This is a genomic window from Streptomyces marianii (assembly GCF_005795905.1).
GTDB classification, from domain to species: domain Bacteria; phylum Actinomycetota; class Actinomycetes; order Streptomycetales; family Streptomycetaceae; genus Streptomyces; species Streptomyces marianii.
The window spans coordinates 1,818,985-1,842,586 of sequence record NZ_VAWE01000001.1 but is presented as its reverse complement, the minus strand read 5'-3'; the positions used below and the strand labels follow the sequence as shown (position 1 = coordinate 1,842,586).

At 70.2% G+C, this 23,602-nt stretch carries 25 protein-coding genes and 1 pseudogene; 13 read left to right on the top strand and 13 right to left on the bottom strand.

The window, feature by feature from the left end; all coding sequences use genetic code 11:
• Positions 1-40: 40 nt before the first annotated feature.
• The 3 genes from FEF34_RS08165 to zapE all read right to left on the bottom strand — a co-directional run bounded on the left by FEF34_RS08165 (position 41) and on the right by zapE (position 3,238).
• Entirely contained in the window at positions 41-1,477 is a 1,437-nt protein-coding gene (locus tag FEF34_RS08165; protein ID WP_138052543.1) for an alkaline phosphatase PhoX, read from the bottom strand.
• Between the two features lie 218 nt (positions 1,478-1,695).
• Positions 1,696-2,121 (bottom strand): OsmC family protein, encoded by a 426-nt coding sequence (locus tag FEF34_RS08160; protein ID WP_093651891.1) that lies wholly within the window; start codon positions 2,119-2,121, stop codon positions 1,696-1,698.
• Positions 2,122-2,182: 61 nt separating this feature from the next.
• Positions 2,183-3,238: a cell division protein ZapE gene (gene zapE, locus FEF34_RS08155; RefSeq protein WP_138057362.1), complete on the bottom strand. Its 1,056-nt coding sequence runs from the start codon at positions 3,236-3,238 to the stop codon at positions 2,183-2,185.
• Positions 3,239-3,892: 654 nt separating this feature from the next.
• Here zapE and FEF34_RS08150 point away from each other — a divergent pair.
• The 5 genes from FEF34_RS08150 to FEF34_RS08130 all read left to right on the top strand — a co-directional run bounded on the left by FEF34_RS08150 (position 3,893) and on the right by FEF34_RS08130 (position 8,608).
• Positions 3,893-4,672 (top strand): pyrimidine reductase family protein, encoded by a 780-nt coding sequence (locus FEF34_RS08150; RefSeq protein ID WP_138052542.1) that lies wholly within the window; start codon positions 3,893-3,895, stop codon positions 4,670-4,672.
• Between the two features lie 102 nt (positions 4,673-4,774).
• Positions 4,775-5,245 carry an indole-3-glycerol phosphate synthase gene (locus FEF34_RS08145; RefSeq protein ID WP_138052541.1) on the top strand — a complete coding sequence of 157 codons (471 nt, stop codon included), beginning with the start codon at positions 4,775-4,777 and terminating at the stop codon, positions 5,243-5,245.
• Positions 5,246-5,287: 42 nt separating this feature from the next.
• On the top strand, positions 5,288-6,682 hold the full coding sequence (gene murC, locus FEF34_RS08140; protein WP_138052540.1) for a UDP-N-acetylmuramate--L-alanine ligase: 1,395 nt from the start codon (positions 5,288-5,290) through the stop codon (positions 6,680-6,682).
• Between the two features lie 36 nt (positions 6,683-6,718).
• Positions 6,719-7,129, top strand: a complete 411-nt coding sequence (gene msrB / locus FEF34_RS08135; RefSeq protein WP_138052539.1) for a peptide-methionine (R)-S-oxide reductase MsrB — start codon at positions 6,719-6,721, stop codon at positions 7,127-7,129.
• Between the two features lie 306 nt (positions 7,130-7,435).
• Entirely contained in the window at positions 7,436-8,608 is a 1,173-nt protein-coding gene (locus FEF34_RS08130) for an acyltransferase family protein (protein ID WP_138052538.1), read from the top strand.
• Between the two features lie 414 nt (positions 8,609-9,022).
• Here the strand turns inward: FEF34_RS08130 and FEF34_RS08125 are convergent, their stop codons facing one another.
• Positions 9,023-9,970, bottom strand: coding sequence for a MerR family transcriptional regulator (locus tag FEF34_RS08125; protein WP_138052537.1), 948 nt, complete (start codon positions 9,968-9,970; stop codon positions 9,023-9,025).
• Positions 9,971-10,067: 97 nt separating this feature from the next.
• Between FEF34_RS08125 and FEF34_RS08120 the strand changes: the two genes are divergently transcribed.
• A complete protein-coding gene (locus tag FEF34_RS08120; RefSeq protein ID WP_138052536.1) occupies positions 10,068-10,895 on the top strand; it encodes an alpha/beta fold hydrolase in 828 nt (275 codons plus the stop codon).
• 234 nt (positions 10,896-11,129) lie between these two features.
• Here FEF34_RS08120 and rox read toward each other — a convergent pair whose 3' ends face one another.
• The 5 genes and pseudogenes from rox to FEF34_RS08095 all read right to left on the bottom strand — a co-directional run bounded on the left by rox (position 11,130) and on the right by FEF34_RS08095 (position 14,966).
• A complete protein-coding gene (gene rox / locus FEF34_RS08115; RefSeq protein ID WP_138052535.1) occupies positions 11,130-12,557 on the bottom strand; it encodes a rifampin monooxygenase in 1,428 nt (475 codons plus the stop codon).
• A gap of 437 nt (positions 12,558-12,994) precedes the next feature.
• A pseudogene (locus FEF34_RS08110) lies at positions 12,995-13,596 on the bottom strand (hypothetical protein).
• A 204-nt stretch (positions 13,597-13,800) separates the two neighbouring features.
• Positions 13,801-14,205 (bottom strand): transposase, encoded by a 405-nt coding sequence (locus FEF34_RS08105; protein WP_138052534.1) that lies wholly within the window; start codon positions 14,203-14,205, stop codon positions 13,801-13,803.
• On the bottom strand, positions 14,202-14,459 hold the full coding sequence (locus FEF34_RS08100) for a hypothetical protein (protein WP_138052533.1): 258 nt from the start codon (positions 14,457-14,459) through the stop codon (positions 14,202-14,204). The genes FEF34_RS08105 and FEF34_RS08100 overlap by 4 nt, the downstream gene beginning before the upstream one ends.
• Positions 14,460-14,543: 84 nt before the next feature.
• Positions 14,544-14,966: a helix-turn-helix domain-containing protein gene (locus FEF34_RS08095; RefSeq protein WP_138052532.1), complete on the bottom strand. Its 423-nt coding sequence runs from the start codon at positions 14,964-14,966 to the stop codon at positions 14,544-14,546.
• Between the two features lie 86 nt (positions 14,967-15,052).
• Here FEF34_RS08095 and FEF34_RS08090 point away from each other — a divergent pair, with 86 nt between their 5' ends.
• A complete protein-coding gene (locus FEF34_RS08090) occupies positions 15,053-15,343 on the top strand; it encodes a hypothetical protein (protein WP_138052531.1) in 291 nt (96 codons plus the stop codon).
• An 87-nt stretch (positions 15,344-15,430) separates the two neighbouring features.
• Here the strand turns inward: FEF34_RS08090 and FEF34_RS08085 are convergent, their stop codons facing one another.
• Positions 15,431-16,375 (bottom strand): SMP-30/gluconolactonase/LRE family protein, encoded by a 945-nt coding sequence (locus FEF34_RS08085; RefSeq protein WP_138052530.1) that lies wholly within the window; start codon positions 16,373-16,375, stop codon positions 15,431-15,433.
• A gap of 105 nt (positions 16,376-16,480) precedes the next feature.
• Between FEF34_RS08085 and FEF34_RS08080 the strand changes: the two genes are divergently transcribed.
• A complete protein-coding gene (locus FEF34_RS08080) occupies positions 16,481-16,933 on the top strand; it encodes an Lrp/AsnC family transcriptional regulator (RefSeq protein ID WP_138052529.1) in 453 nt (150 codons plus the stop codon).
• Positions 16,934-17,170: 237 nt separating this feature from the next.
• On the opposite strand, the gene FEF34_RS08075 is transcribed toward FEF34_RS08080, so the two are convergent.
• Positions 17,171-18,577 (bottom strand): IS4 family transposase, encoded by a 1,407-nt coding sequence (locus FEF34_RS08075; RefSeq protein ID WP_138052000.1) that lies wholly within the window; start codon positions 18,575-18,577, stop codon positions 17,171-17,173.
• Between the two features lie 120 nt (positions 18,578-18,697).
• Here FEF34_RS08075 and FEF34_RS08070 point away from each other — a divergent pair, with 120 nt between their 5' ends.
• From FEF34_RS08070 to FEF34_RS41115, 5 genes are all read left to right on the top strand, one after another.
• Positions 18,698-19,549 carry an IS5 family transposase gene (locus tag FEF34_RS08070; protein ID WP_138057361.1) on the top strand — a complete coding sequence of 284 codons (852 nt, stop codon included), beginning with the start codon at positions 18,698-18,700 and terminating at the stop codon, positions 19,547-19,549.
• 102 nt (positions 19,550-19,651) lie between these two features.
• Positions 19,652-20,125: a GNAT family N-acetyltransferase gene (locus tag FEF34_RS08065; RefSeq protein ID WP_138052528.1), complete on the top strand. Its 474-nt coding sequence runs from the start codon at positions 19,652-19,654 to the stop codon at positions 20,123-20,125.
• A gap of 431 nt (positions 20,126-20,556) precedes the next feature.
• Complete coding sequence (locus FEF34_RS08060) at positions 20,557-21,810, top strand: IS256 family transposase (protein ID WP_138051382.1); 1,254 nt, start codon at positions 20,557-20,559, stop codon at positions 21,808-21,810.
• Positions 21,807-22,304, top strand: a complete 498-nt coding sequence (locus FEF34_RS08055; protein ID WP_138051381.1) for an HAD domain-containing protein — start codon at positions 21,807-21,809, stop codon at positions 22,302-22,304. The genes FEF34_RS08060 and FEF34_RS08055 overlap by 4 nt, the downstream gene beginning before the upstream one ends.
• A gap of 32 nt (positions 22,305-22,336) precedes the next feature.
• Complete coding sequence (locus FEF34_RS41115) at positions 22,337-22,495, top strand: hypothetical protein (RefSeq protein ID WP_171052871.1); 159 nt, start codon at positions 22,337-22,339, stop codon at positions 22,493-22,495.
• Positions 22,496-22,498: 3 nt separating this feature from the next.
• Here FEF34_RS41115 and FEF34_RS08050 read toward each other — a convergent pair whose 3' ends face one another.
• Together FEF34_RS08050 and FEF34_RS08045 are read right to left on the bottom strand one after the other, a co-directional pair.
• Positions 22,499-22,747 (bottom strand): DUF397 domain-containing protein, encoded by a 249-nt coding sequence (locus tag FEF34_RS08050; RefSeq protein ID WP_138052527.1) that lies wholly within the window; start codon positions 22,745-22,747, stop codon positions 22,499-22,501.
• Positions 22,744-23,592, bottom strand: coding sequence for a helix-turn-helix domain-containing protein (locus FEF34_RS08045; protein WP_138052526.1), 849 nt, complete (start codon positions 23,590-23,592; stop codon positions 22,744-22,746). The genes FEF34_RS08050 and FEF34_RS08045 overlap by 4 nt, the downstream gene beginning before the upstream one ends.
• Positions 23,593-23,602 lie beyond the last annotated feature (10 nt).

Sequence of the window (23,602 nt, the reverse complement as noted above, 5' to 3'; positions counted from 1 at the left end):
CGGGCCCGGTCCTGCCGGGCTCTGAGCCGGGCCGCGGCGATCAGCGCCAGGGTCCGGTCACCGCGAACGTCGTACCCGGCGTGTAGCAGTTCACGTACATCGTGCCGCCGTCCGGCGAGAACGTGACGCCCGCGAACTCGCCCCACGCGGGCTCCTCCGGGGTGCCGATGTCCTGGCGGTTGCGCGCCATCGCGTACACCTCGCCGCGCTTGGTGACCCCGTACACGTGCTGGGCGCCGTTCCCGTCCTCCGCCACCATCAGCCCGCCGCCCGGGGCGAGGCAGATGTTGTCCGGGGACTCGCCGGGCAGTTGCACGTCGGTCGCGGGCCCGAAGACGATGACCAGGGTCAGCCGGCGCCGCCGCGGTTCGTACCGCCACACCTGCCCGAAGTGGTCGGCCGCCGAGCCCTCGGCGCTGCGGGCGAAACTGGAGACGAAGTAGACGGACGAGCCGCCCCAGTAGCAGCCCTCCAGCTTCTGGGCGTGGGTGATGCCCTTCGGGCCGAAGTCCTGCAGCCGGACGGGCGTCCGACGCGCCTGCGGATCGGGCACGCGGACCCACTCGACGCCGTCGAACCCGACGCCCGTCTCCTGGATCGCGGACAGGTCGGGCAGCCCCGGGACCCGCATCGCCTCCAGCCGTCCCCCGGCCCGCAGTGAGCCCCTGCCGCCGAGTGGTTTCTCCGGCAGGAAGCGGTAGAACAGCCCGAACGGCCTCTCGAAGGCGTCCTCCGTCTCGTAGACGATCCCGCTGCGCGGATCGACCGCGACCGCCTCGTGCTGGAAGCGGCCCATCGCGGTCAGCGGTACGGCGCCGGTCCGGCGCGGATCGGCGCCGTCCACCTCGAAGACGAAACCGTGGTCCTTGGTGCAGCCGTTGGTGCCGGCCTTGTCCTCGTTCTCCTCGCAGGTGAGCCAGGTTCCCCAGGGCGTGGGCCCGCCCGCGCAGTTGACGGCGGTGCCCGCGATGGCGACGTGCTCGTCGAGGACGTTGTTGCGGCCGTCGAGGGTGAGCGCCGTACAGCCGCCCTTGGCCGCCGGGTCGTAGGTGAGGCCGTCGACGACGGGAACGCCGATGCGGGCGTTGTGCCGGTTCTCGTGGTTGCGCAGGAGATGGACCCGGCCCCGGCGTCCGGGCAGGGCGGCCATGCCGTCGTGGTTGCCGGGCACCGGGCCCTCGCCGGAGCGCAGCGGCTCGCCCTCGCGGGAGAGCACCCGATAGCGGAAACCCTTCGGCAGGTCGAGGAGGCCGTGCGCGTCCGGTACGAGCGGGCCGTAGCCGGAGTGGCCGCGGGCGGCGGCCGTACCCGCGAAGAGCTCCGAGAAGGCTCCGGTGAAGGTGATTCCGGCGACAGCGGCACCCGTACCGGCGAGGACCCGGCGCCGCGTCGCGGAGGAGGCGGCGGGGGCACCCGGGGGTTCGGAGGCCCCGCCCCCGGCAAATCCCTGTGATTCCTGCGTGTGTTCTGCGGTCATGAGGCAACTCCCTGTTGGCGGACAGAGATGTGACCCGCATGTGTGTACCAGGCGTGTGGTCACGCGTGAAGCATGCGGGTCACCGTGCCCCGTGGGACGCGCGGTGCTGCTTGAGCGACGGCCGCGCGGTGTCTCCCGAGTGGCGAGGGCCCCGGGCGAGTGGCGAATTCGAGGGCCCGGGGCGAGCGGCGAGGCGTCGCTGCGCGAACCGCGCCGTGCTACGCGAGCTTCGCCGTCAGCGTGATCGTCGTCCCCGAAAGGGCCTGGCTCACCGGGCAGTTCTTCTTGGCCTCCTCGGCGGCCGCCTGGAAGCCCTCCTGGTCGAGGCCGGGAACCTGGCCCTCGACGGTCAGGTGGATGCCCGTGATGCCCTCGCCCGGCTGGAACGTGACGTCGGCCTTGGTCTCCAGGCGGGTGGGCGGCGTGCCGGCACCCGCGAGACCGTGCGAGAGGGCCATGGAGAAGCAGCTGGAGTGGGCGCCGGCGATCAGCTCCTCAGGGCTGGTCTTGCCGTTCGCCTGCTCGGCGCGCGACGGCCAGGAGACGGGGAAGTCGCCGATACCGGAGGAGTCGAACGTGACGACGCCGGAGCCGGAGAGCAGGTCGCCGTCCCAGACGGTGTGGGCCTGGCGCGTGGTGGCCATGATGGATCCCTTCTCAAAGCATTCAATGAATCGGTTCCAACCGGGCCCAACTTACTGGAACCTACTGTTCGACGAGGCCCTTGGCGTCCCGCGCGAGTGCCGTCAGCCGGGAGATCGCCCGGAAGTACTTCTTCCGGTACCCGCCCTGCAGCATCTCGTCGCTGAACAGCCGGTCGAAGGGGAGACCGGAGGCCAGTACCGGCACCTCCCTGTCGTAGAGCCGGTCCGCGAGCACGACGAGCCGCAGAGCCGTCGACTGGTCCGGCACCGGCCGCACGTCGGTGAGGCAGACCGCGCGCACGCCGTCCGTCAGCGCGCCGTAACGGCTGGGGTGCACCCGTGCGAGATGCTCCAGCAACTGCGGGAAGTCGTCGAGCGAAGCGCCCCCGGTGGCGTGCGAGGCCCGGGTGACCTGCTCGTCCGAGAAGGGTGCGGGCGCCTCGGGCAGGCCGCGGTGGCGGTAGTCCTCGCCGTCGATCCGCAGCGGCCGGAAGTGTGCGGACAGGCCCTGGATCTCGCGGAGGAAGTCGGCGGCGGCGAAGCGGCCCTCCCCGAGCTTGCCGGGCAGGGTGTTGGAGGTCGCCGCCAGGGCGACGCCCGCCTCGACGAGCTTGCCGAGCAGGGTCGACACGAGAACGGTGTCGCCCGGGTCGTCCAGCTCGAACTCGTCGATGCACAGGAGCCGGTGGCCGCTCAGGGTCTTCACGGTCTGCTGGAAGCCCAGCGCGCCGACCAGATTCGTCAGCTCCACGAAGGTGCCGAACGCCTTGAGGGACGGCTCGGCGGGTGTGGCGTGCCAGAGCGAGGCGAGGAGGTGGGTCTTGCCGACGCCGTAGCCGCCGTCCAGATAGACCCCCCTGGGCGCCGCCGGCGCCGCGGGCTTCCTCGTGAACCAGCGGCGCCTGCCGCTGCCGGTGGCGTGCGCACCGCCCAGACCCGCGGCGAACGAGCTCAGCACCGTGACCGCCTCGGCCTGGCTGGGCTGGTTCCGATCGGGGACGTACGTCTCGAAGCGCACCGAGTCGAAGCGCGGCGGCGGCACCATCTCCGCGACCAGGCGGTCGGCGGGGACACGGGGCTCGCGGGCGCACAGCGAGAGCGGGACGGCTTCGGTCATGGGGGTGGTCGACACAACCCCCCACTGTACTGAGTCCGGGAGAACGGCCGCCCCGCGCGTCCAGCGCCCCAGGACGGCAGGCGCCCTCGCACGTCAGGGCATCCCCGGGCAGTCGCACGCCCCGCGTCCCACGCGCCCCGGAACGGCGTGCGCCCGGGAGCGGCCGTCGGACGGGCTTCGGGCGGATCCCGGGCGGATCCCGGGCGGATCTGCTGGGGCCGCCGGAAGAGCTCTTGGAAGGGCACGGAACGGCCGTCCGGGAGCCGCGTGCCCTCTCGGCGCGGGGGAGGGGCGCTCCCGGGGCTCCCCGTCGGACCCCTGCCGTACCTGACCCGTCGGCGGCGGAGCACGTGTGCCCGCGGCCCGCCGCGCGCGACCGGGACGCACGCGACCGGGACGTACGGGGGACGTGCGCGGGCGGGACGTGCGTGGGATGTGCGCAAGCGGGACGTGCGTGGGATGTGCGCAAGCGGTACGTGGGTGGGACGTGCGTGACCGGGACGTGCGTGGGACGTGCGCAATCGGGACGTGCGTGGGCGGGACTGGCGTGGGACGTGCGTGGGCGGGAAGCCCGACGCGAGGTCTCCGCGGCCGGGCGTGCGTGCTCCGGTGGCCGCGTCATGAGGACGCGCGGCCCGTGCCAGACTGCTCGGTATGCGACGTCTGTTCCCCCTGCCCGACCCGAACGACCCTGCCGGTGCACGCGCCGCGACCGACCGCGAGTGGGGGCTGGACGAGCTGGCCGACGCCTACGCCTATCCGGCCGTGGAGGGCCCCTGGCTGCGGGCGAACATGGTCTCGTCCCTCGACGGGGCCGCCCAGCACGACGGGAAGTCGCAGCCGTTGTCGTCCGACTCGGACATGCGGATCTTCGGCACCCTGCGGGGGCTGGCCGACGCCGTCGTCGTCGGTGCGGAGACGGTACGGCAGGAGGGCTACCGCCCCGCCCGTGCCCGGGACGCCTTCGCCGGCCGCCGTGCGGCCGCCGGACAGGCCCCAGCCCCCGCGATCGCCGTGGTCAGCGCGAGCCTCGACCTCGACTTCTCCCTGCCGCTCTTCACCTCCCCCCTGGTGCCGACGCTGGTCCTCACCGGGGCCTCCGCGCCGCCGGAGCGGGTCGCCGCCGCGGCGGAGGCCGGGGCGGAGGTCCTCGTCGCGGGCGACGGGACGGGCGTCGACCCGGCCCGGGCCGTCGAGGCGCTGGCCGGACGCGGCCTGCGGCGGCTGCTCACGGAAGGGGGGCCGAGGCTCCTGGGTCAGTTCGTCGGATCCGGGGTACTCGACGAGCTGTGCCTGACGGTGTCGCCGACGCTCACCTCCGGTACCGCCCAGCGGATCGCGTACGGAACCGACCGGGCGGTGCCGGAGCGCTTCGCGCTGGCGTCCCTGCTGGAGGAGGCCGGGTTCCTCTTCGCCCGATACCGTCGGACCTGACGCTCCCGACAGGTTATGTACTGGTTTGCTACGGCCGGGCACACTACTCGCAGGCCCCGTACCGACACGGGGAAGGACGGTTCCGGCAGAAGGGCTCCTGACGTGTTCACAAGCGTATTGATGATCGAGAAGCCCCTCACGGCGACCGACGTGGAGTTCGTCACGACGCTGCACGGAGACGAGCCCGTGTCGTTCATCGTGCTCATGCAGCCGCGCGGCGACCAGGCCGACCTGCTGCTGCGCGCCATCGACGACGTGGCCATGGGCGAGCTCAAGGAAGCCGTCCGCGAGGGTGAGGAGCCCGAGGGCGCGAAGGCCCGGCAGCCTGCGGAGCTCGCCCTCGTCCACTCCCTGAACGCCCTGCGGGCCGCCGGGGCCGAGGCCGTCGGCCAGGTCGTCGAGGAGCACCCGCTCGACAAGATGAAGACCGTCGTCGAGGAGGCCGGCGCCGACGAGGTGATCGTCCTGACCGCGCCCCACTACGTCGAGGAGTTCTTCCACCGCGACTGGGCCTCCCGTGCCCGGCACAAGGTCGGCGTACCGGTGCTGAAGCTCTTCGCGCACAGCGAATAGGCTGGGCCCCTCGTACGACGTCGCACCCTGGGAGACACGCGCATGGCATCCGGCATCCCCAACGCCATGGAACGGCCGCACTTCATCGGCATCGGCGGCGCCGGAATGTCCGGGATCGCCAAGATCCTCGCCCAGCGGGGCGCCAAGGTCGCGGGCAGTGACGCCAGGGAGTCCACGACGGCCGAGGCGCTGCGGGCGCTGGGTGCGACCGTGCACGTCGGGCACGCCGCCGAGCACCTCGCGGACGACGCGTCCTGCGTCGTCGTCTCCAGCGCCATCCGCGCCGACAACCCCGAGCTGGCCCGTGCCGCCGAGCTCGGCGTACCGGTCGTCCACCGGTCCGACGCCCTCGCCGCGCTGATGCGCGCCTCCCGGACCATCGCGGTGGCCGGCACCCACGGCAAGACCACCACCACGTCGATGCTGGCCGTGGCGCTGACGGAGCTGGGACTCGACCCGTCGTACGCCATCGGCGGCGACCTCGCCGGGCCCGGCACGAACGCCCGGCACGGCGACGGCGACCTGTTCGTCGCCGAGGCCGACGAGAGCGACCGCAGCTTCCAGAAGTACGACCCGGACGTCGCGATCGTCCTCAACGTCGAGCTCGACCACCACGCCAACTACGCCTCCATGGACGAGATCTACGAGTCCTTCGAGGCCTTCGTCGCCAAGATCCCCGCCGGCGGGGCACTGGTCGTCGGCGAGCACGCCGGAGCCCGCGAGCTGGCCGCCCGAGTGTCCGGTCGCCCGGACCTCACCGTCGTCACCGTCGGTGAGGACGAGGGCGCCGACGTCCGGATCCGCTCGATCACACCCCACGGCATGACCAGCGAGGTCACGGTCGTCCTCCCGGACGCCGGGGAGATCACCTTCACCGTCTCCGTCCCCGGACGCCACTACGCCCACAACGCCGCCGCCGCCCTCGCCGCAGGCGCCCGGCTGGGCCTGGACCCGGCCGGGCTGGCCCACGCCCTCACGGCCTACACGGGTGTCGGCCGCCGCCTCCAGCTCAAGGGCGAGGCGAAGGGCGTCCAGGTCATCGACTCCTACGCGCACCACCCCACCGAGATGACCGCAGACCTGGAGGCCATGCGCGCCGCGGCGGGCGACCGGCGGCTGCTCGTCGTCTTCCAGCCGCACCTGTTCTCCCGCACCCAGGAGCTCGGCGCCGAGATGGGCCGGGCCCTCGCGCTCGCCGACGCCTCCGTGGTGCTCGACATCTACCCGGCCCGCGAGGACCCGATCCCCGGCGTCACCAGCGTGATGATCACCGCTGCCGCGGAGGCGGCGGGCGCGCGGGTGACGGCCGTCCACGACAAGGAGAGCGTCCCGGACGTGCTTGCGGGAATGGCCGCACCCGGGGATCTGGTTCTCACCATGGGGGCCGGCGATGTGACGGACCTCGGTCCGAAGATCCTGGCCCGTCTGTCGGACTGAGGCCCTTCGGGGCCGTAGTGGTGAGGGAGACCGATCATGGCCTACGACGTCGACAAGCCGGACGAGCAGTGGCGCGCGGAGCTGAGCCCCGCGGAGTACGCCGTGCTCCGGCAGGCCGGGACCGAGCCCGCATTCACCGGCGAGTACACGGACACCAAGACCAAGGGCGTGTACTCCTGCCGGGCGTGCGGTGCCGAGCTCTTCACCTCCGGTGAGAAGTTCGAATCGCACTGCGGCTGGCCGTCCTTCTACGACCCGAAGGACTCGGACGCGGTGGAACTACTGGAGGACCGGACCCACGGCATGGTCCGCACGGAGGTCCGGTGCGCGCGCTGCGGCTCGCACCTCGGGCACGTCTTCGAGGGCGAGGGCTATCCGACGCCCACGGACCAGCGCTACTGCATCAACTCGATCTCGCTGAGGCTGGAGCCGGCGGAGGAGGCGTGATCACCGACTGAGAGCCCGGGGAGCCCCGGTGCACACGAGGCCCGGGAGCACACCGCTCCCGGGCCCTCGTCGTCCGTAGGGGTGGCTCGCGAGCCGCCGCGGGCCCCGCGGGTCGGCCCTCGCGTTGACCTCGCGACCAGGGCCGATGGGGAAGTGATCCTCGTCGCGGAGGCGGCCGCCCGGCTCCGGGAACCGGCAAAGGCCGGTTGGGCAGTGCGGAGCGGGACGCCGACCGAACGCGCACCCGGTATGGCTGTGCAGGTCCCCCGTGATGGAGCCCCTCGGGCGCCATCCGATAATCGCCCCATGCGACACAGGGCCCCCGGCAGCCGATCCTCCGCCGTCCCGTCCGGCAGGGATCGCCTCCCGTCCCTTACCGGACTGCGCTTCTGGGCGGCTCTCCTGGTGGTGACGTACCACCTCTCGCGGCAGGTCGGCCAGATACCCGGGGCCAGTGAGCTGGCCTGGTACGGCCGCAGCGGAGTGACCTTCTTCTTCGTGCTGTCCGGGTTCGTCCTGGCATGGACGTACGACGGCAAGCAGATACCCGCGAAGGTCTTTCTCCGGCGCCGCTTCGCCCGTATCTGGCCGCTCCTCGCCACCACGACAGTGCTGTCCGTGGGGGTGTGGCTCGCGCTCGGCAAGGCCGTGTCGACGAAGGCCGTGGCCGCCACGCTGCTGCTCGTCAACGCCTGGATACCCGACCAGGTCATACTGCGGGGCGGCAATCCCGCCGCGTGGTCGCTCAGCGACGAGGCATGGTTCTATCTGATCTTTCCCGCGCTGATGGCCCTTCCGGCCGTGCGTTCGGGCCGCGGACGACGCTGGATCTGGGTGACGGTCTGTGTGGGCGTTGTTCTCGCGTGGCTGAGCGGTGCCCTGATCGACAGCGGGGTGCCGCGCGTCTGGGCGCTCGACTACCTGCCGCTGACCCGCACTCTGCAGTTCCTGCTCGGCGTGGTGGCCGGGCTCGCGGTGGCCCGCGGCTGGAGGCCGCCCATCGGTCTGTGGTCCGCCGTATCACTGGTGATCGGCTGGCACTTGGCGTTGATCCCCTGGTCGGGGGCTGTCCCCGACGCGCTCTGGTACAGCCCGTACCAGGCCTCACAGCTTCTCTCCACGCCTCTCTTCGCGCTCCTCGTGGCCGCGGCCGCCCACGCGGATCTGAGCGGCCGGACGACGGGACTCGGCGGGCAGTGGGCCATACGGCTCGGGCACTGGTCATTCGCCTGGTACCTGATCCACGAGATCGTCATCCGGGTGTGGGTGGCGAGGCACGGCCGGCCCGAGGGGGCGTCCGACACCGCCGTGGTGTGGCTGGTGGTCATCGCGGTCAGCCTGACCCTGTCAGCGTGCGCCTACCGCTGGGTGGAGCATCCCCTCGAGCGCCGGCTCCGCGGCAGCGGCCCGGGTGCTGCGGCGGGTGGCGGGCGCGTCGGCGAAGAGCGGCATACGGCCGAGGTGGTGCGGCCGAACTGATCCGGGGTCATCTGGTTCGGTTCGTGCTCAGTCTCACAACAGCGGTGTTGTTGTCGTGGATTTCATCTGGAAGAGGCCTGGAACTTCACTCTGCGTGATCACCGGAGTGGGGGGCAGGTTCGTGGGTGCTGCGCGTCCTCTTGTTGTCTTCGTAGCCTTTGTCATGGCTGAGCTTGCGGGAACGGAGCAGGCCGCGCTGGCGGTCGGCTCATGGCGCGGTCCCTCTGCCGTCGCAGCAGGGCGAGCGGCCGGACCAGCGCGGGGGCACTGCCGACGGCGCAGCAACCGGGTGTCCCTGGACCGTACGGACGCCACGACGTCCGGCGCAGTTGTCCGCCACCGACCCCATGGGCGCGCGCGCCGAGGCCACCTGTGACCAACAAGGAAGCTCCGGTGGAGGGGGCGCGCCCGGGTTCAGCCCGCGTGCCGCTCGGTCCCCGTGTCCAGCGCCGCACACAGCCAGTCGTGGGCGGAGCCCGGGTTTGGTTCGGGCGGGGCGCCGGGCGGGGTGGACAGCTCGGCCGTGAGCTGCCAGTACACGTCGATACGGGGATCGGCGGCCAGTTGGCGGCGCAGGAGCCGGCGGAACGCCGTCGTGTCGCGCGTGCCGCGTGACACGGCGTAGACCGAGACGAAGCAGTCGAGGGCCTCGCCCGTCCGCGGCGGCCGCCCCGCCCGCAGTTCGGCCGAGGCCAGCGCGTATGCCTCGCCGAGACCGTCGTACAGCACGGCGGGACGGTAGCCCCGGTCAGGCAGGTGGACCGCGGGCTGGGGCCGGACGGAACCGGAGCAGTTCCCGGACACCAGCGCGTGCATGCGGGCGAAGGCCCACACCTGGGCGGGCGTCGGGTCGTCGGGAAGGTGCGGTACGGCCTGGTCGAGGAACGCGGAGACCACCCGGGACGGCAGCCTCGGCGGCAGCCAGTACCGCCAGAACCGCGTCATCGACGCCGTGCTGGGCGGCACGGACAGCGTGCCGATCAGCCGCAGCCGCTCGGCGCGTTCGCCGGGGTCGCAGTCACGCAGCAGCCGCAGGGACGCCTCCCGCCAGCGCAGGGCGGCCAGTTGGGGGCCGAGCACCTGCAACCGCCCCGTGATCACGTCCTCCAGGACATCGTCCGGCGCGTCGCCGTCCTGGCCCTCCAGGACCCGGCCCACCTCGGACACCGGCAGGTCGAGCCCGCGCAGCGAGCGGATCAGCCGCAGCCGGTCGAGCGCTTCGGGGCCGTACCGGCGGTGTCCGCCCGCGCTGCGGCCGGACTCGGGGAGCAGGCCGCGGTCCGAGTAGAAGCGGACCGTCTTGACCGTGACGCCCGCACGTTCCGCGAGCTCCCCGATGGTCAACATGGCGTCCGGCGGCAAGGCTTGAACCTCCCTCAGGGGGAGTTCCTACGGTACCCGGACCGGGCCGGCCCACGGGGGCCGGCCGTATGGAACGTGCCCTGGCCGAGGAGGCGTGATGACGGTGTTCGTGCTGGTGTCGGGAGGCCACACCGGAGGATGGGTCTGGCGGGAAGTGGCCTCCGGGCTGAGGGAGTCGGGAGCCGGGGCGCACCCGGCGACCCTGACGGGGATGGGCGACCGACGCCATCTCGCCGGTCCCGGAACGGACATGGCCACCCATGTCGAGGACCTGGTGCAGCTCATCGACCATGTGGACGAGCCGGAGGTCGTCCTCGTCGGTCACTGCTACGGCATCTACCCGGCGCTCGGTGCCGCCGGCCGGCGCCTGGACCGGACCGCCGGGATCGTGTACGTGGACGCGCCCCTGCCCCGCGACGGGCTCTCCCTGCTCGACCAGGTACGCGAGCAGATGCCGCACGGCCCCGTCCGCGACCGGATGCTGGGTCAGCCCGCCCGGGCCGAGGACGGCTGGCGCGTGCCCGCGCCCACGCGGGACGAGTGGCGGCAGTGGGGAAACCTCGCGGGTGTCCCCGAGCACGGGGTCGCCCGCCTGGCCCGCCTCGCCGCACCCCAGCCGATGGGCACCCTGACCGAGCCGGTCCGGTTCACGGACGCGGTCGGCGGGCTGCCCATGACGGGCGTCTTCTGCACGGTCGGCGGCACGATGGACATCGGCGGCGTCGAAGCCCTGGTGGCGACGGGGAACCCGCTGTTCCGGCAGCTCGCGGAACCGCGCTGGGGGTTCTTCGAACTCGCCACCGGGCACTGGCCGATGCTGTCCGTGCCGGACGAACTGGTGACGGTCCTGCTGCGCGCCGCCGCGGGGGAGGGGCATCGGTTGGCGAGAACCGAGGGTGGCCGTGACGGTGCGCCCACGGTGTGACGCCACGGTGCGGTGGGGCGCTGCCGGGGGACGCTCCGCGGCACGATGGGCCGTGTCCCGGCCCCGCGTCCCGCCGACCGGCCGGCCGGAAGGGTGAGTCGGCGGTGCACTCCACCTCCGCGTCAGCTGGTCAGTGGCCTGGAGCGGGTACAGCGTCCCCTCATGAGTGACAGCTTTGCGTACCCGCTCCGTCCGGCGGCAGGCCCGGTGGGATTTCGTGCCCCACATGCGCGCTCAGCCGACCGCTGCGCCGAACCACTGGGGAAGCCGGTCGCGCAGATCCTGCTGATCGTCACCGACCCACGCTACGTGGCCGTCCGGCCGCAGCAGCACCGCGGGCGCGTTCAGTTCCTCGCTGATGTCGGCGACGTGGTCGACTCGATCTGCCCAGCCCGTCACCGAGAGCCGGCCGGTCTGGTCGAGCAGCAGCCCGCGGCCGCCGTGCATCAGCTCGTACAGGCGACCCCGCTTCAGCCCCACGTCCCGCAGCCGTCGGCCGAGCAGTTCATGCCCCTCGCCGAAGTCGTAGCGGACCCCGATCGCAGTGATCTTCTCCATCAGGTACCGGTTCACCTCCTCGAAGTCCATCAGTTCCGACACCAGTCGGCGTACTGCTTGGGGACCCGGCTCGACAGACATCAGTTCCATCTGTGCGCGGGTGTTGTCCAGCACATCGGCGGCCACCGGGTGCCGTTCGGTGTGGTAGCTGTCCAGCAGTCCCTCCGGTGCCCAGCCGTTGACTTCGGCGGCCAGCTTCCAGCCCAGGTTGAACGCGTCCTGGATGCCGAGGTTGAGTCCCTGCCCGCCGGTCGGCGGGTGGATGTGCGCCGCGTCGCCGGCCAGCAGCACCCGGCCGGTCCGGTAGCGCTCGGCCAGCCGGGTGGCGTCGCCGAAGCGGGAGAGCCAGCGCGGTGAGTGCACGCCGAAGTCGGTGCCGGCGAGCTTCCACACCTGCCGCTTCAGTTCGTCCAGGGTCGGCGGGACCGTGCGGTCCTCGGCCACCCCTTCGGCGGGTGCGACGAGGCGGTACACCCCGTCCCCGAGGGGCATGGCGCCGAACCGCTTGTGGGTCTTGCGGACTTCGGCCATCACGGCGTTCAGCGTGTCCGGCGGCACGGTCACCTCCACCTCGCCCAGCAGCGTCTCGACCCTGGAGGGCTCGCCGGGGAAGCCGACGCCGAGCAGCTTGCGCACCGTGCTGCGGCCGCCGTCACAACCCACGAGGTAGCGCGAGCGCAGCCGCGTTCCGTCGGCAAGCTCGGCGGTCACCCCGTGTTCGTCCTGGCTCAGCCCGACGAGTTCGCAGCCGCGCCGGATCTCGACGCCGAGTTCGGTGGCGTGCTCGGCAAGCAGGCGATCGGTGGTGGTCTGCGGGATGCCGAGCGTGTACGGATGTGCGGTGTCCAGCCGGTCCGGCGCCGGCTTGTTCATGGCAGCGAAGAAACCACCGACCGGGTACTGCGTGCCGAGCGCGAGGAACCGCTCCAGCAGACCGCGCTGGTCCATCACCTCGACGCTGCGCGCGTGCAGGCCGAGCGAGCGGACGATCCTGGTCGGCTCCGCGTCCTTCTCCAGCACGAGCGCGTGCACGCCGTGCAGCCGCAACTCGCCGGCCAGCATCAAGCCGGTCGGTCCGCCGCCGGCAACGATCACATCAATCATGAAACCCCCCATTCAACAAAGTTGCATTGCGGCCAGCTCTCCGCGCAGTTTGGCGGCGCGCACACCCGGACCTCCGCGCCGCGTGCCCGCAACCGCACCGCGAGTCCCACCGGCGGCTTCACGTCCCGCAGAACCCACAGTCGATAAACGCACGTACTTCGCGAATCCCTGATTTCCCCAAGTCCTGGCCTCGGCCGATGATTCTGCGCCACGCCCCGGGCCTTGCCGCAAGGCCCCGCCTTCGCTATAACTTGAAAGTGGCAAGGAGTAGGTAACCTCCTTGCCTTTGCTATTTGCCATCCGCTGTGGACGGACAAGACCCTCCCGCATCGGGGTCCGCGATGCGCGGCAGGCAGCCGAGGCGTGGTCGCCAAAGGCGGCGATCCTCGCCCAACCCCACCGCGTGTGAGGGTCGGCGTCCCAGCTGACCGGGCGGATCACCGCCGAGCGTCGCCGGGTGCGAGCAGGCTGGTGACTTCGGCGATCGCCTCGGCCGAGGGCTTGAAGTAGCGGCGGAGGTTCTCCGGCTGCCTGTGCCGGGACTTGGCCATGAGCATCAGCAGAGAGGCGCCCTGTTCACCGAGGTGGGTCAGGGCGGAGTGGCGGTATTCGTGCAGGTCCCAGCCCGTTCCGGGACCACGCACCGCGGTGTGCTCGTCCAGCAGGGCGCGGGCCTGTCCGTAGGAAAGCCGGGCCAGCCCGGTATCCGGGCAGACGTCGCGGGGGCTTGCAATACCGGGACCATCGGCCCTTCGTAGCCGCGCTCACGGCACCAGCCGAGCCAGGACGACACCCCCGCCCGGCGGGAGTTCCAGGTGTTCACCGCCGCGGTGCCCCACAGCAGTTCCAGAGCCTCGCCGATCTCGTCGTCCGCGACCGACGCCAGCGGCCGGGCCTCACCGAGCCGTTCGGCGGTCTTGCCCACCCCGATCCCATGGTTCCGAACCGTGTTCGGGTTGCCGAGCGAGTCGAGGAACACGTCTGCCGCCGCCCGGACAGTCAGTGCCTTCCCGGTCGGCAGCTTTACGACGGTGGGCACCGCTTCCTCCTTGCCACAGACAACAGGGCCGCTTCACGTAGGGGCCGGAGAACGTCACCGCAGGTGGCGGATCACGCCACCGCAGATATTGGGGTGTTATCCGTGGGACGACTTCAGACGGGTCAGGCCGCCGACGTTCCGTCAGCCGCCCACCAGGGCCAACGGAGGCTTAGTGGTCGGCTTCGGAAGTCCTTCGGGGGTTGATCATGCGGCGAGGCGGAGCGAGGATTCTTCCTCGTGATCGGTGGTGTGCCGGTCGAGCCTGGCCAGCAGATCGTCCAGGTCGGAGGTGGTGAACTTCCACTGGAACGGCTGTGCCGTGGCGTTGTAGCGGTCTTCGAAGGCTCGGAGCCGGTCCCCGACCTCGGTGAGGTCGGTGAAGTCGTTGGGCGAGACGACCTTGCGCTGGACGACGGAGAAGTAGATCTCCACCTGGTTCGGCCAGGAGGCGTGGACGGGCGTGTGAACCATGACGGCGTTCGGGAACGCGGCGGTCAGCCGGTCGGCGGCCTTCTTGCCGCGGTGGGAGGAGCCGTTGTCGACGATCCAGAACACCCGTCTGGCGCTGGCATATGGTTCCCGGCTCATGACCTGGGTGACCAGGTTCATGAACGGCCCGATGCCGGTACGTGGCTCGGTGCGGCCGGACACCCTGCGGTGTGGACGTCGTAGGTGGCCAGGTAGGCCAAGGCACCGCCGCGCTCGTAAGTGTGGTTCACGCGCATCGCTCTCGCCTGGCCGGGAGCGAGGGTGGGGTGGCAGCGGCAGCGGGCCTGGATGGAGGTCTTCTCGTCCGCGCTGATCACGTACTCGTCCTCGCCGAGCGGGACGCCATCCCAGGTGCGGGCGTACAGGTCCAGCACGCGCTGGGCCCTGGTGCGGAAGTCGGGGTCGGTGATGAAGATCCAGGAGCGGTGCTGCCAGGGTCTGAGCGCGTCCCGGTCCAGCTAGCGGCGCACGGTGGACGCCGACCCGAAGGTGGCGATGCCCCGGGCCATCGCCTCGCGGGCCAGTTCTGGGCACGACCAGCGCGACAACGGCGCACCGGTCTCGGCGGGTAACCGGCAGGCCAGCGCCTTGACTTCGGACATCTGCAACGCGGTGAAGGCCGGCGGGCGGCCGGAGCGTCGACGGTCGGCGAGCCCGGCCAGGCGCTGCTCGGCGAACCGACCCCGCCACCGGCGCACCGTGTCCAGATGCAGGCCGGTCTCCCGGGCGATCCGCGCGTTGGAGCGGCTCCTGGCCGCGTGCAGCACCACCTGCGCCCGAGCCCGCAGCCGATACTCGGTCTTGTGACCGTAGGCCATCTTCTTGAGCCGCTCACGCTCGGAGGCGGTCGGGGCGATCGGGCGGGCCGGGACCACGGGCATGAAGCGGAGCCGATCATGAGAGAGGCAGAGCACGACAGACGTAGCCTGCCGTCTCCCGGCCCCGGCCCGGCGGGCAGGATGGCCATATGCCCGCACCCTCGGAACACACCAGGCTCTCGCTCGAACAGCGCCTGGGCGACCATGCCCGCACCGCCTGGCCGCAGCTGGCTCGGCTGCACGTCCGCCATCGCGGCGCCTTCGCCTACGTAGCCGGCCAGCTGGCCGACGGCGAACAGGTCAAGCTGATGCGGCTGCGCCACACCGGCACCGCCGCCACGTGGGGCTTCGCCCTCTACCTCGCCAGCAGCGACACATACGAGAACACCGTCCTGCCCACCGGCTCAATCACCGGCACCCCCTCACAGGCCCTCGACTGAGCCTGCAACCTCCATCTCGCCAACCCGGACACCTGACCGGGCGCCAGCTTCGAAGTCAACCCCCGAAGGACTTCCGGAGCCGACCGCTCAGAGCCAGGGTCGGCGGCCCGGTCCGGTCGGGTGCGTGCCTGTGACGCCCATGACCACCGAGTAGAGGCTGGTCTCTGCGGCAATGAAGAGACGGTTGCGCTTGGCGCCGCCCCAGGAGATGTTGGCAACTGCCTCGGGGACGTTGAGACGCCCGATCAGCGTGCCGTCGGGGTCGTAGCAGTGCACTCCGTCGCCCATCGCGGCGGCCCAGAGCCGACCGGCGTCGTCGAAGCGGAGATTGTCGAAGCGGGCGGCCTTGCGAGCCTCCGCTTCAGCGAAGACCTTGCCCTCGGACAGCGTGCCGTCCTCGTGTACGTCGAAGGCCCGGATGAAGCCTGCTCGGGTGTCGGAGACGAACAGTTGCTGCTCGTCGTGTGAGAAGACCAGGCCGTTCGGGGCGCCGAAACAGTCGGCGACCAGCCGCACTTCGCCGGTGGCCGGATCGATACGGTAGACGTTGTTGGAGCCGATCTCGCTCAGCGCACGATAGCCCTCGTAGTCGCTGGTGATGCCGAAGTCCGGGTCGGAGAACCAGATCGAACCGTCGGACTTGACGGCCGCATCGTTCGGGCTGTTCAGGCGCTTGCCCTTCCACCGGTCCGCCAACACGGTGATGGTGCCGTCGTGTTCGGTCCGGGTCACTCGACGGTTGCCCTGCTCGCAGGTGATCAGCCGGCCCTGACGGTCGAGAGTGTTGCCGTTGGTGTGCCCGGCGGAGTGGCGGAAGACGCTGACGGCACCGGTTTCTTCGTCCCAGCGCAGCATCCGGTCGTTGGGGATGTCGCTCCAGACCACTTGCCGCCAGGCAGGCAGGTAGATCGGCCCCTCGGCCCAGCGGCAGCCGGTGTACAGGACCTCCAGTGCCTCGTCACCGTTCATGCACCGCCCGGTACGGAACCGGTCATCGAGCATCTCGTACAGCCCGGGGCGCTCGCCGGTCATGAGGCCCTCCCTTCTGCAGGCACCGCATACTGAACATTCTTTGGCTCAAAGCCAAGATTGCAGGACAAGGTATGGTCAATGCAAGGGGGTTCCGAACGGAGGGCTATGGATCACATCGATCGCGTCCTGCTGGCGCAGCTCCAGCAAGACGCCACCCAGTCATACGCCGCGCTGGGCCGGGCCGCCGGCCTCTCGGCCGGCGCCGCTCACGAACGTGTGCGCAAGTTGCGGGAGCGAGGCGTCATCCGGCGCACCACCGTCGAGACGGACCCGGCTGCGCTGGGCGGCGCCGTGCTGGCCTATGTGATGGTCGACTCGACTTCCTGGATGGGTGATGCGGCGCAGGACTTCGCCGCGCTCCCCGAAATCCTGGAGGCGCACATCATCGCTGGCAGCGCCTCGGTGCTGGTGAAGGTCAGGACCGCATCCACCGAGCAACTGCAGGATGTGTTGCGCCGGATCTACGCCATCGAGGGGGTCAGCAGGACGCAGGCCACGGTGGTCCTTGAGACCTTCTTCGAGCGGCCGCTCTCCCCACAGACTCCCGAGCAGACGTGATCGAGCACTTCATCGGACGCTCCCCCCTATCCCGCGACCCCTGACATCTGCCGCAGCGACATGCACGGTCGCTGCTTCAGCGTCAACCCCCGAGGAACTTCCGGCCCCGACCACTTAGAGCGTCCGCCGGTAGGTCATAGACGTGGCAAGGAGCGACACGACGGTTAAACTGTGGATGATCATAGAGTTGTCTACGCTCTGTGATCATTTGGGGGGTTCGTGCCCAACACCGTTGCGTTAGCGCTGTGAGCGGCTGTTGAGGCCGTGGGCGAAGAACGCGACGGTGGTGTGGACGGTGTAGTTCTGGGCCTTCTGGGGGTGCTGTCCGGCGTTCGGTCCGTACTTGCTGGTGGGGTTCTTGCGGGTGCGGGCCTTCACTCGTTGCCGTCGGTGGGCGGGCAGGAGGTCGCTCAGGGCGGCGTGGCCGATCGTGCCGACCAGGTCGATGGGGGTGCCGGGGAAGATTCCATGGCCGGCGGTGACGGTGTCGGTTGCGGCGGCCAGCAGGACGGTGAAACTGATCCGTTCCCTGGGTACTTCCGGCCGCCTGGTCAGGGCGTCGTCGCCGGCGCGGATCAGAGCCTGGTAGGCGGTGAGCAGGGCGTAGACCTCCTGGTCGAGGCCGTCGGTGCTGCGGGAGCGCAGGACACGGCCGTCGAGCATCGTGGCCTTGATCGAAAAATACGTGGTTTCCGCCTGCCACCTGCGGTGATAGAGCTCAACGAGCTCGGCGGACGGATAACGGACGGGGTCCAGCAGGTTGGTGATCAGCCGCCATTGCTCGGTGCGGACGGTGCCATCGGCCAGGGTGACGGTGAGGGCCGCCTCGATTATGCGCACCGGCAGCAGCACCGGCAGGACGCCGTAGCCGATGCGGGCGATGTAGGAGCCGTCGCCCAGGTGCTCGGCGGGGGTGGGGACGCGGCGGGCCCCGGAGCGCACCAGGAACCGGGCCCCGCTCTGATGGACGGCATCAAGGAACTCGTTGCCGTCGAAGGCCGTGTCGGCGAGTAGGAGCATTGTCTGGTCCAGGGAGGTCAGAAGCCGCTTGGCGTAGGGGAGTTCGCCCTGGGACTCCGGTCCGAAGGCGGCGGCTATGAGCGCGCGGGTGCCGCACTCGACCAGGGTCAGCAGCCGCAGGAGCGGATAGCCGAACTCCAGACCCTCCCCGGCCCGTTTGGGGTAGTGCCAGGTGAGCGTCTCGTCGTCGGGGGTGTGCAGCAGGGTCCCGTCGACGGCCACCGTGCGCAGGCCCCGGTAGAAGGACCCCTCCTGCCCGGGGCGGGCGACGGGCCCGGCAAGCGTCTCGAACAGACGCCGCAGAGGTGCGGCCCCCACCCTGCGCCTGGCCCGCGTCAGCGAGGAGACCGCAGGACGCACCAGGGCCAGCGGGGTCAGGGCGGCAGTCAGTTGGGACCACACCGTGCGGTACGAGCGGTGTTCGAACAGCGCGAGAGCGAGCACGAAGTACACCACCACCCGAGAAGGCAGCAGCCGCAGGCGCTTCTCGCGCCGGCCGGTCTCCTCCAGCACCGCGTCCACCAGCGCGAAGTCCACGACCTGGGTCAACTCCCCCAGATGACCCGGCGCGAACACACCCCGGGCTGTCTCGATCGTGGACGTGATGACAGACTTCTCCTGCAACGGGACCCCTGACCTTGATCGACTCTCTTCGCCGATCGTTGATCTATCAGGTGGTCCCGTCGCGCTGTTCAGCAGGGCTTGACTTACAACTCAAAGACCAAACGCAACGGTGTTGGGTTCGTGCCCGTCGTGCCTGCGTCTATCATCGCCCCGGTCCGTGAGGAGTTCCTGAGGCTGCTGCCTGTCCGACGGGATTCACATCCGCTCGGGTGCCACAACCCGCGGATCTCGGATGCGGTCGTGTTCGACCGGCTTGTCCTGGCGCTGGTGTCGGGGATGGGTTACGAGCGGGTCGCTGACGAGGTGTGTTCGGCCACCACGATCCGTCGGCGGCGGGATGAGTGGATCAAGGCGGGCGTCGCCCGCGATCTGGTCTTCGCGGCGCTGCGGGCCTACGACCGGATGGTGGGGCTGGAACTTGAGGACCTGGCCGCGGACGGCTGCATCACCAAGGCGCCCTCGGGCGGAGAATGTGCCGGGAAGTCCCCGGTGGACCGTGGCAAGCAGGGCCTCAAGCGTTCCCAGCTGACCGACGGCTACGGAATACCCGTGGTCACGGTGCCCGCTGGCGCTAACACCCGTGACCACACGCTGCTGCCCGAAACCCTTGATGAATTCACCGAGTTGGCCGAGCACCTCGACCACTCCCCACAGCACCCGGCCTTGAGCTTGGACGCTGGCTACGACTACCAGCCCGTCTACACGGACCTTGCCGAACGCGAGATCACGCCGCGTATCACCAAACGCGGCACGAAGACGCCGATCCAGACCGACGGACGCTGGGTGGTCGAGCGCACGAACTCGTGGATGAACAACTTCGGCAAACTCCGCCGCAACACCGAACGCCGACGCGCATGCACCGAGTTCTTCCTAGCTCTGGCCACCGCCATTATCACCGTCCGCAGCCTGATCCGGCGAGCCTGGTACACCCATCGCTGGGACACCCGACCCGCCAGCCCTCGCATCCGATGATCTTCAGGTCACCAGCTGCCGCAGGGCTCCTGGCCGCAGGCCAAGACTGACACGCGTCGGTACTTCCTGTGCACTGAGGCAACATCCCGCCACACTGCTGCCGTGCCTAAGATCCTCATCCGCCGAGCGGCAGAGCAGGACCTGCCGCGGCTTGTCGGTCTCCTGGCGGCAGACCGACTGGGAGCTGCCCGGGAGACCCCCCAGGAGCTGGACCCCTATCGCAAGGCGTTCACCGCCATCAACACCTCGCCGCACCAGATTCTCGCCGTAGCCGAAACTACTGGAGTCGTGGTCGGAACCGTGCAACTCTCGTTCCTCCAAGGACTGGCCTGGCGTGGCAGTCTCCGCGCCCTGACGGAGGCCCTCTACGTCCACCCCGACCACCGTGGAATCGGTATCGGCACCACCATGATGGGCTGGACCATTCGACAAGCGCGTGCTCGCGGCTGCGCGATCATGGAACTCACCTCCCACCAATCACGCACCGACGCCCACGACTTCTACACCCGGCTTGGCTTCACCCACAGCCACGCCGGATTCAAGTTGTTCCTTCATGACACTCCGCAAACCCCGTAACGGCTGGCCGCCAGTGACTTTGCACGGACCAACCCTTCACTAGACGGACACGATGACAGAGGCAGGCACGCCAACACGAACTGTCTCGCCAGTCACAGGCCGTAGAAACTCCATGATCACCAAACTCGCACCCGCTAAGCCAACCGCATTGTCGGGCCCATGACCTACTGGCGGACGCTCTTTAGCGCCGGTTTTCGTTCCGATGTTCCTCGACCCCGTCAACGCCTGGTGGACGCTCTGGGTCGTGAGCACCGTCCTCACGGCCCTGGCGACATGGAGCCACGCCAGGGCCGAGGGGGAGCAATGCTCAAGACCTGTGGATCGGACCCGGGAGGGTGCCTCGCGGAACGCGAAGGGCGTACCTTCCCGAGTGATCGACTTCTGGTCATCGAGTAGGCCCGCGTTGCAGCGCGGGTCGGGAAGGCACGCCCGTGCTGAGCGTAGTCAACGAGGACGGCACCACCCAGAGCGGCTCCCTGATGGACGACATCGTCCGTGAGGGCGCCCGCCGGATGCTCGCCGCGGCCCTGGAGGCCGAAGTCAACCAGTACATAGCCGAGTTGGCGGGTGAGCGGGACGAGGCGGGTCGCCGTCTGGTGGTCCGTAACGGCCACCACCGCGAGCGGACGGTGGCCACCGCCGCCGGGCCGATCGTGGTGAAGGCGCCGCGGGTGAACGACAAGCGGGTCGACGGCGAGACGGGCGAGCGCAAGCGGTTCTCGTCGAAGATCCTCGCCCCCTGGTGCCGGAAGTCCCCGAAGATCAGCGAGGTCCTTCCCCTGCTCTACCTGCACGGTCTGTCCTCGGGCGACTTCGTGCCCGCGATGGAGCAGTTCCTCGGCTCGGCCGCTGGGCTCTCGTCGGCCACGGTGACTCGGTTGACCAAGCAGTGGAGCGACGATCACGCCGCCTTCCAGGAGCGGGACCTGTCCGGGGCCGACTACGTGTACGTGTGGGCTGACGGCGTCCACCCCAAGGTCCGCCTCGGCCAGGCCCGCTCCTGCGTCCTGGTCCTCATGGGCGTGCGTACCGACGGCAGTAAGGAGCTGATCGCGCTCGCTGAGGGCCTGCGCGAGTCGACCGAGTCCTGGGCCGACCTCCTGCGGGACTGCCGCCGACGCGGCATGCGCGATCCCGAGCTCGTCGTCGGCGACGGAGCCATGGGGCTGTGGCGGGCGCTGACCGAGGTGTTTCCGCAGGCCAGACATCAAAGGTGCTGGGTTCACAAAACCCGCAACGTGCTCAACGCCCTACCGGGATCGGCCCAGCCCGGCGCGAAGAAGGCACTGCAGGAGATCTACAACGCCGAGGACCGCGACCACGCCGAGAAGGCGGTGAAGGACTTCGGGCGCTCCTACGGCGCGAAGTGGCCCAAGGCCGTCAAGAAGATCACCGACGACGTCGATGAACTCCTGGCGTTCTACGACTTCCCGGCCGAGCACTGGGTCCATTTGCGCACGACGAATCCGATCGAGTCGACCTTCAGCACGGTGAAGCTGCGGACCAAGGTCACCCGCGGCGCCGGCAGCCCGGCCGCGGCCCTGGCGATGGTGTTCAAGCTCGCCGAGTCCGCCCAGGCCCGCTGGCGCGCGATCACCGCACCCCACCTCGTCGCCCTCGTCCGCAGCGGCGCCCGCTTCGAACGTGGCGTCCTGGTCGAGCGTGAGCGGGAGGTTGCGGCATGAGTGAGCCCAAGGAACTCCCGCTGCTGTTCCTGGACGTCGACGGACCTCTCCTCCCGTTCGGTGACGGCTCGCAGCGCGAGCCGTCAAGCACCACGACAGATTCGCACCTGATGCGGCTCGACCCGCGCTTCGGACCGCGCCTCGCGGCACTGCCGTGCGAGTTGGTCTGGGCCACCACGTGGGAGGAGACGGCGAACACCGACATCGCACCGCTGCTCGGCCTGCCGCCGCTGCCGGTCGTGCACTGGCCGGAACCCTCCGACGCGCAGGAACGCGAGGACCAGTGGTTCGGGCTCCACTGGAAGACCCGAACCCTGGCGGCATGGGCAGGCGGACGCCCGTTCATCTGGGTCGATGACGAGATCACCGACGCCGATCGGGACTGGGTGTCCACCAACCACCCCGCTCCGGCCTTCCTCCACCGCATCGCGTCGTCCCGCGGCCTCACCAACGAAGACTTCACAGTTCTCGATCAATGGCTGCGGGCCACTTGAGGCTCCCCACGGTGATCCACAGGAATTGACAATTGCTCGCCGAGGGGCCGGCCGAGACGCCGCAGGCGACAGCCCTGACGCTGCTCTCCGTGCTGCTCGACATCGCCGCCGCGGTGCCGGCCGTCCGCGTCGTCCGGTGTCTCACGGCGATGCAGCACCGCAAGGCGCTGGAGGCCACGCCGGTGCCGTAGGCGTCAGTCCCGGGCGGCGTAGGCGACGAAGTCCGTCCAGGCGGCGGGGGAGAGGGCGAGCCGGGGGCCCTGCTTGTCCTTGGAGTCGCGGACGTGGACGGTGGCGGGACAGGCGGCGACCTCGACGCAGTCGCCGTCGCCACCACTGCTGTAGGAGGACTTGTGCCAGGAGAGCGCCACCTCCACGCAGTCGTCGCCGTCGCCGCCGCTGTGGCTGCTCTTGAACCAGGCCAGTTCTGTGCTGCCGCTCATAGCGCTCCTCGCATCCGCCGCAACAGACTCAGTGAGTCCTCCAGGGTAAGCGCCTGTGAGCGCATCCTGGCATACCGCATCTGGAGCACGCTGATCTCTTTGGGGTCGGAGACGAACTGACCGCCTCGTTGCCCCTCGCAGTAGCCGAACCGCCTGTTCTCCTGGGTTTCCAGCAACTGCACGGGACCGTCCAGTCCCGCATGGCTCTCCCGTACCAGCGGCATGATCTGGAGCTCGATGTTCCGCAGTTCGGCCAGGCCGAGGATGTGGCCCACCAGCTCGCGGGTCACCGCCGCGCCACCCGTCCGCCGTAGGAGCAGGTGCTCTTCGAGGATGAAGCTGTAGGCCGTGTTCGGGCGCTCCCTCAGCAGCCGCTGCCGTTCCAGCCGGGCCGCCATCTGCGCCTCGATCTGCTTGTCCCCCAGCGGCGGAAGCTGGTTGACGAACAGCGTCCGCGCGTACGCCTCCGTCTGCAACAGACCCGGAACCAACCGGCATTCGTATGTTGAGAGGCTGCTCGCCACCGCCTCCAGCCGCGCCCACCTCCGGAACCACGCCGCCAGCCCCGGCCGGCGCGAGAGGTGCTGCGCGGCCCGCCGCAGCGCCCCCGTGTTGCCGAGCGCCGTCTCCGCCCGCTCCACGAAGTCGTCGTCAGGCATCCGGCGGCCCAGTTCGATCGAGGCCACCGTGTGCTTGGAGTACCCGACGAGCGGGGCGAAGTCGCCCCGGCTGAGGCCCGCGTGCTCGCGTAACGCCTGGACGACCGCCCCGAACGTCCTCAGACTGTCCGAGGCTTCCGGTTCCGTCGCGTGCGTACCGGCTCCGCCGGTGTCCGTCATCGCCATCGGACCATGG

Excerpts from the sequence above, each read along its gene's own strand:
- FEF34_RS08165 (WP_138052543.1), bottom strand. The coding sequence starts at position 1,477 with ATGACCGCAGAACACACGCAGGAATCACAGGGATTTGCCGGGGGCGGG.
- FEF34_RS08160 (WP_093651891.1), bottom strand. The coding sequence starts at position 2,121 with ATGGCCACCACGCGCCAGGCCCACACCGTCTGGGACGGCGACCTGCTC.
- zapE (WP_138057362.1), bottom strand. The coding sequence starts at position 3,238 with ATGACCGAAGCCGTCCCGCTCTCGCTGTGCGCCCGCGAGCCCCGTGTC.
- FEF34_RS08150 (WP_138052542.1), top strand. The coding sequence starts at position 3,893 with ATGCGACGTCTGTTCCCCCTGCCCGACCCGAACGACCCTGCCGGTGCA.
- murC (WP_138052540.1), top strand. The coding sequence starts at position 5,288 with ATGGCATCCGGCATCCCCAACGCCATGGAACGGCCGCACTTCATCGGC.
- msrB (WP_138052539.1), top strand. The coding sequence starts at position 6,719 with ATGGCCTACGACGTCGACAAGCCGGACGAGCAGTGGCGCGCGGAGCTG.
- FEF34_RS08130 (WP_138052538.1), top strand. The coding sequence starts at position 7,436 with ATGCGACACAGGGCCCCCGGCAGCCGATCCTCCGCCGTCCCGTCCGGC.
- FEF34_RS08120 (WP_138052536.1), top strand. The coding sequence starts at position 10,068 with ATGACGGTGTTCGTGCTGGTGTCGGGAGGCCACACCGGAGGATGGGTC.
- rox (WP_138052535.1), bottom strand. The coding sequence starts at position 12,557 with ATGATTGATGTGATCGTTGCCGGCGGCGGACCGACCGGCTTGATGCTG.
- FEF34_RS08105 (WP_138052534.1), bottom strand. The coding sequence starts at position 14,205 with ATGAACCTGGTCACCCAGGTCATGAGCCGGGAACCATATGCCAGCGCC.
- FEF34_RS08095 (WP_138052532.1), bottom strand. The coding sequence starts at position 14,966 with ATGCCCGTGGTCCCGGCCCGCCCGATCGCCCCGACCGCCTCCGAGCGT.
- FEF34_RS08090 (WP_138052531.1), top strand. The coding sequence starts at position 15,053 with ATGCCCGCACCCTCGGAACACACCAGGCTCTCGCTCGAACAGCGCCTG.
- FEF34_RS08085 (WP_138052530.1), bottom strand. The coding sequence starts at position 16,375 with ATGACCGGCGAGCGCCCCGGGCTGTACGAGATGCTCGATGACCGGTTC.
- FEF34_RS08080 (WP_138052529.1), top strand. The coding sequence starts at position 16,481 with ATGGATCACATCGATCGCGTCCTGCTGGCGCAGCTCCAGCAAGACGCC.
- FEF34_RS08055 (WP_138051381.1), top strand. The coding sequence starts at position 21,807 with ATGAGTGAGCCCAAGGAACTCCCGCTGCTGTTCCTGGACGTCGACGGA.
- FEF34_RS08050 (WP_138052527.1), bottom strand. The coding sequence starts at position 22,747 with ATGAGCGGCAGCACAGAACTGGCCTGGTTCAAGAGCAGCCACAGCGGC.
- FEF34_RS08045 (WP_138052526.1), bottom strand. The coding sequence starts at position 23,592 with ATGGCGATGACGGACACCGGCGGAGCCGGTACGCACGCGACGGAACCG.